The organism is Thermococcus sp. 101 C5 (assembly GCF_009372125.1).
Classification (GTDB): domain Archaea; phylum Methanobacteriota_B; class Thermococci; order Thermococcales; family Thermococcaceae; genus Thermococcus_A; species Thermococcus_A bergensis.
In genome coordinates, this window is sequence record NZ_WHIZ01000092.1 from 1 (window position 1) to 4,978 (window position 4,978).

8 protein-coding genes and 1 pseudogene are annotated in these 4,978 nt (G+C 44.7%); 8 read left to right on the forward strand and 1 reads right to left on the reverse strand.

Features of this window, described 5'->3' with window-relative positions:
* The 8 genes from GBV73_RS10395 to GBV73_RS10430 all read left to right on the forward strand — a co-directional run.
* The coding region (locus GBV73_RS10395) for an AAA family ATPase (protein ID WP_152881185.1) at window positions 1–1,431 on the forward strand (1,431 nt) is incomplete at its 5' end.
* A 74-nt stretch (window positions 1,432–1,505) separates the two neighbouring features.
* Window positions 1,506–1,811, forward strand: coding sequence for a PRC-barrel domain-containing protein (locus GBV73_RS10400; RefSeq protein WP_042696837.1), 306 nt, complete (start codon window positions 1,506–1,508; stop codon window positions 1,809–1,811).
* A 42-nt stretch (window positions 1,812–1,853) separates the two neighbouring features.
* Complete coding sequence (locus GBV73_RS10405) at window positions 1,854–2,234, forward strand: hypothetical protein (RefSeq protein WP_152881187.1); 381 nt, start codon at window positions 1,854–1,856, stop codon at window positions 2,232–2,234.
* Window positions 2,235–2,336: 102 nt separating this feature from the next.
* Complete coding sequence (locus GBV73_RS10410; RefSeq protein ID WP_152881189.1) at window positions 2,337–2,717, forward strand: DUF2178 domain-containing protein; 381 nt, start codon at window positions 2,337–2,339, stop codon at window positions 2,715–2,717.
* Complete coding sequence (locus GBV73_RS10415) at window positions 2,718–3,017, forward strand: DUF2178 domain-containing protein (protein ID WP_042696831.1); 300 nt, start codon at window positions 2,718–2,720, stop codon at window positions 3,015–3,017.
* Between the two features lie 2 nt (window positions 3,018–3,019).
* On the forward strand, window positions 3,020–3,232 hold the full coding sequence (locus GBV73_RS10420) for a helix-turn-helix transcriptional regulator (protein WP_152881191.1): 213 nt from the start codon (window positions 3,020–3,022) through the stop codon (window positions 3,230–3,232).
* Window positions 3,229–3,999, forward strand: coding sequence for an ABC transporter ATP-binding protein (locus tag GBV73_RS10425; RefSeq protein WP_152881193.1), 771 nt, complete (start codon window positions 3,229–3,231; stop codon window positions 3,997–3,999). Before GBV73_RS10420 ends, GBV73_RS10425 begins: the two co-directional genes overlap by 4 nt.
* Window positions 4,000–4,641 (forward strand): ABC transporter permease, encoded by a 642-nt coding sequence (locus GBV73_RS10430; RefSeq protein ID WP_371717094.1) that lies wholly within the window; start codon window positions 4,000–4,002, stop codon window positions 4,639–4,641.
* Here the strand turns inward: GBV73_RS10430 and GBV73_RS10435 are convergent.
* Window positions 4,638–4,978, reverse strand: a pseudogene (locus GBV73_RS10435) (IS982 family transposase); the annotation flags it as partial. The gene GBV73_RS10430 and the pseudogene GBV73_RS10435 sit on opposite strands and share 4 nt — an antisense overlap.

The window sequence follows — 4,978 nt, forward strand, 5'->3', positions numbered from 1 at the left end:
CCAGCTCTCAGAAGGCCGGGTAGGTTTGATAGGGAGATTGAGGTTGGTGTTCCTGACAAGCAGGGAAGAAAAGAAATTCTCCAAATCCACACAAGAGGAATGCCTCTTGAGCCAGATTATGATAAAAAGAGCGTTTTGAAAGTGTTAAATGAGCTGAAAAGAAAATCCTCCTTTGAGGAGGCGAAGCTTGAGGAGATTATCAAAAAGGTCGAGAGTGCGAAGGACGAAAACGAGATCAAGGAGATTCTAAAAGATGATGGGGAAATATACAAGGAAGTGAGACATCGTTTAATTGATATACTCCTTGAGGAGCTTGCTGAGAAGACTCATGGATTCGTTGGTGCTGACCTCGCAGCACTGGCAAGAGAAGCCGCTATGGTCGTTCTAAGAAGGCTAATAGCTGAAGGAAAGATAAACCCTGAGGAAGAAAGAATTCCGCCAGAAGTGCTCCAGGAGCTTAAGGTAACGAGGGCTGACTTCTACGAAGCATTGAAGATGATTGAACCCTCGGCTTTAAGAGAAGTGCTCTTAGAGGTTCCGAACATTAAGTGGGAGGACATCGGTGGCCTTGAAGAGGTTAAGCAGGAGCTCAGAGAAGCTGTGGAGTGGCCTCTCAAATATCCCAAGGCCTTTCAGAGGCTTGGCATTACACCACCAAAGGGCATTCTCCTCTATGGTCCTCCAGGAACCGGTAAGACCTTGCTGGCCAAGGCCGTTGCTAACGAAAGTGAGGCCAACTTCATCGGCATCAGGGGGCCAGAGGTTCTCAGCAAGTGGGTTGGAGAAAGCGAAAAGAGAGTAAGGGAAATCTTTAGAAAGGCCAGACAGGCTGCTCCAACAGTGATATTCATTGACGAAATTGATGCAATAGCCCAGGCAAGGGGAAGCGACGTTAACAGAGTCATGGACACGTTGCTCAACCAGCTGCTCACGGAGATGGATGGTATTGAGGAGAACAGTGGTGTTGTGGTTATTGCTGCCACGAACAGGCCTGACATTCTTGACCCAGCCTTGCTTAGACCGGGAAGGTTCGACAGGCTTATCCTCGTTCCAGCCCCAGATGAAAAGGCAAGGCTTGAGATTCTTAAGGTTCACACGAGGAGGGTGCCTCTTGCAAGTGATGTTAGCTTAGAAGAGCTCGCAAAGAAAACCGAAGGCTACAGCGGTGCAGATTTGGCTGCACTTGTTAGAGAAGCAGCCCTAATTGCCCTTAGAAGGGCCGTTTCTATAACCCCGAAGGAGCTCATAGAAGAGCAGGCAGAGGAGTTCCTCGAAAAACTCCGCGTTTCAAAGAGGGATTTTGAAGAGGCAATGAAGAAGGTCAGGCCAAGTATAACAAGGTATATGCTTGATTATTACAAGCAATTTGAGGAGAGCAGGAAAGCTACTGGAGGAGGAGAACGTAAAGAGGTTGACTACTTCACCCTTTGACCTTTCATTTTTAGAAAAGATTTTATAGAAAAAACGCCATTTTTTATCTAGGCAAAAAGTGGAGGGAGACTAAGATGGTGAAAATTAAGGCATCAAAGCTTAGGGATATGGAGATTATAACTGACACTGGAATAAGACTTGGATGGCTTTATGATTTGAGCTTCGACGAGGAAACTGGAGAAATTCTGGTAATTGTTGCCGAGCCAGATGAAGATTTAGACACTAGTGAGTTTGTTACCGATCACGAGGGTCTCCTCCTTATACCTATGAACGCCGTTAAGAGCATCGGAGAATTCATAGTTGTAGACCACAACAAACTTGCAGTCAAATCAAAGATTAGGAGGCTTTCGACAATAAAGGAGAAACTTCAAGGGCCTTGACCTTCTCTACCTCCTCTAATTTTAAGAATCACCGGTGATTGCATGGAGATTAAGCGCTGGGGCGTTTGGATATCTGCTTTTGTCTTCATGATTTTATTTGTAATTCTCACGGTTCACTTTATAAAATCTAAAAATCCCGATAAAGCTGCGATATCTGTGATTCTGGCGTTTTGTTCCATATATTTGGGAATGAAACTTGCAGGAATTGAAAGGAGCGAAGATGAGAGAATTAAGGAAATGGAAGTTTTAACTTTAACCTTTGAGATTTCCTTTCCGATAATAACGGCATTCTCCGTATGGAAGTTAGCGAGCAGTTATGGGACAAAGGAGTTTGAAATCCTCAGTGGATACTTTTTTGTTGTGGTTCAACTCTTTGTATACTCTATTCTAGCTGCAAGGCTCTATTACTGGCTTAAAAAGTAGGAAGGCTTTGAAATATTGAAGTTGGGAACAGGTGTGTGGAGAAAAGGTTTATAAGGATGTAAAGGAAACTTTACGTAAAGGAAACTTTACATGGTGAGGAGGATGAGCAAGCTTGTCCATCTTCCACCACTAGTTGGTGTTATGGCAATGGGATGGATAATGGGTTGGGCACTCCCAGAGGGAAAAGTTGAAGTATCCGTGGCGGTTTTTGTCTTAGGAGCGTTTTTCATTCACAGCTATTACTTAATCTTTGAAAATAGGGGTCATGTCTTCGAGGACGAGCGTACAAAAAGGATAAGTGAAATTGCCGCAGTAAGAACCATTCAAATTGTAGAAGTAGCTTTGGCTATCGCTATGATAGCTCTCACAGGAAAGCTGAGTGATCCGAAGTTTGCGGGGGCTTTTGCTGCCATAGGACTCACACTTGCTGGGGTGCTTTTCCTACACCTCATTCTAAGGCATTATTACGCAAGGGTGATGTGAATGAACGAATTGCTCATCGTTGCAGTTATCTCCCTTATTGGTGGAGCTCTTCTTGGAACTTTGATGACGAGAATTATGCTTCGAGAAATAGGGCTTCCCGCCGATGAAAGAGCGAAGGAAATAGATAAAAGGACTGCACTTAAAGCTTTGGAGCTCGTTATGATTGTGGACATCATTTTATTATTTTATCATTGGTTTGTTACAAAAAACAGCGATGCTAGGGACACAGCTTTGATAATCTTCATGGCGATATTCTTTAGCATCTGGATCTTTAGAGCATACTACGCTAGGAGGATGTAGGGATGAAAAACCGCCTCCGCGAGCTGAGGGAAGAGAGGGGCCTGACCCAGGAGGAGCTTGCCAGGGCCCTCGGCGTCACAAGACAGACGATAATAGCGATAGAGAAGGGCAAATACGATCCATCTTTAAGGTTGGCCTTTAAGATAGCAAGGCTTTTCAATGTCAAAATTGAAGATATATTCATATACGAAAATAGTAAGGAGGTAGATACATGACGGCTGTTAAGGTTGAAAACCTTGAGAAGGATTATGGAAAGGTTAAGGCCCTCAAAGGAATAAGCTTTGAGATCAAAGAGGGCGAAATTTTCGGCCTAGAGATCAAAGAGGGCGAAATTTTCGGCCTAATAGGGCCAAACGGTGCTGGGAAGAGCACGACGCTCAAGATCCTAGCAACTTTGCTGACTCCAACGGGAGGAAGAGCTGAAGTCTTTGGTCATGACGTGGTTAAAGAGGGGGATGAGGTAAGAAAGCTCATAAGCTACCTTCCGGAGGAAGCCGGAGCTTATAAGAACCTCAAGGGGATTGAGTACCTCCAGTTTATGGCCAAGCTTTATGCTAAAACGGGAAAGAGTTATGAAAAGATGCTCGAGCTTGGTGTAAAGCTTAGCGGTCTTGGAGATAGGCTGAACGACAAAATATCCACCTACTCAAAGGGTATGACGAGAAAGCTTTTGCTTGCGAGAGCTTTGATGGTTGAGCCCAAGCTTGCTATTCTGGATGAGCCGGCAAGCGGACTGGACATAATAAACGCGTATTCCATAAGGCAGACGATAAAACAGTTCGCAAGAGAAAAGGGAATAACATTTCTAGTTTCAAGCCACAATATGCTCGAAGTGGAGTTTCTCTGTGATAGGGTTGCTCTGATAAACCGCGGCATGATAGTTGAAATAGGCACTCCAAAGGAGCTGAAAGAAAAATACGGGGCGGAAAACCTCGAAGAAGTCTTTATGTCCATAATCCAAACGGGCGGTGGAGGTGTTTGAATGAGTGACTTCTGGATACTTGTAATGAAAGAGCTCAAAGACCTTCTGAGGGATAAGGGGCTTATATTTGGCATAATAATAGTTCCCCTGATCATATATCCCGCCTTGGGGCAGATGATGCAGGTAGGCTTTGAACAGGCTCAAGAGGAAACCAAGGTTGTGCTGGTGAACCTTGATGAGGGGCAGTACGGCGATTTGTTAATCAAAGCTTTAGAAGCCGCTCCCAATGTAACCTTAACCAAAATAGAGGCTTTGAGCGTTGATGAAGCCCTCCAGAAAGCTCAAGAAGAGAACTACAACATGATCGTAATAATCCCGCAGAACTTTTCAAGGGCCATAGAGAACAACCAAAAGGCTCAAGTCGAGGTGTACGGCATAATCAGAGGAATAAGCGGAGGCATGAGAGAGGCAGTAAGTGAGGGAAGGATAAACGCTGTACTGACGGTTCTCAACGAGTATCTCGCGAAGCTAAAGATACAGCAGAACATGGAAGGTGACCCTGAGGCTATTTTGAAACCAATAGACGCAAAGAGCTTCACCGTAATTAAAGGGCGTGTTGTAGCCATTCCGCCTTCCTTGGTAGCGAACCTCATAACGTCCCAGTCTTTTTCTATGCCTATCGTGATATTCATAATACCCTAGTTCCCACCACCTGTGAAGTTGTATAATCTGTCCAGATTCACGGCCAGAATCGCCCCTAAAATCCTGACAGCTAACCCCCTCAAACTAACACTCCTGCTCGGCCTCAGAAGAAACTCAGAAAACTTCGAAAACAAAGTCTCAATCCTCCTGCGAAAGTCAGACAAGTACTTGTAAAACTTCTTCTCCTCCAGATTACTAATCTGATTCCCCCGCTTTACTGGCGTGTAAACAACGCCAAACCTCAAAAACTCCTCCTCGAGTTCCCTGTTAACATACCCCTTATCCAAAAACAGAAAACAGCCGGAAAACTCCTCAACAATCACCCAGAACTTTTCCC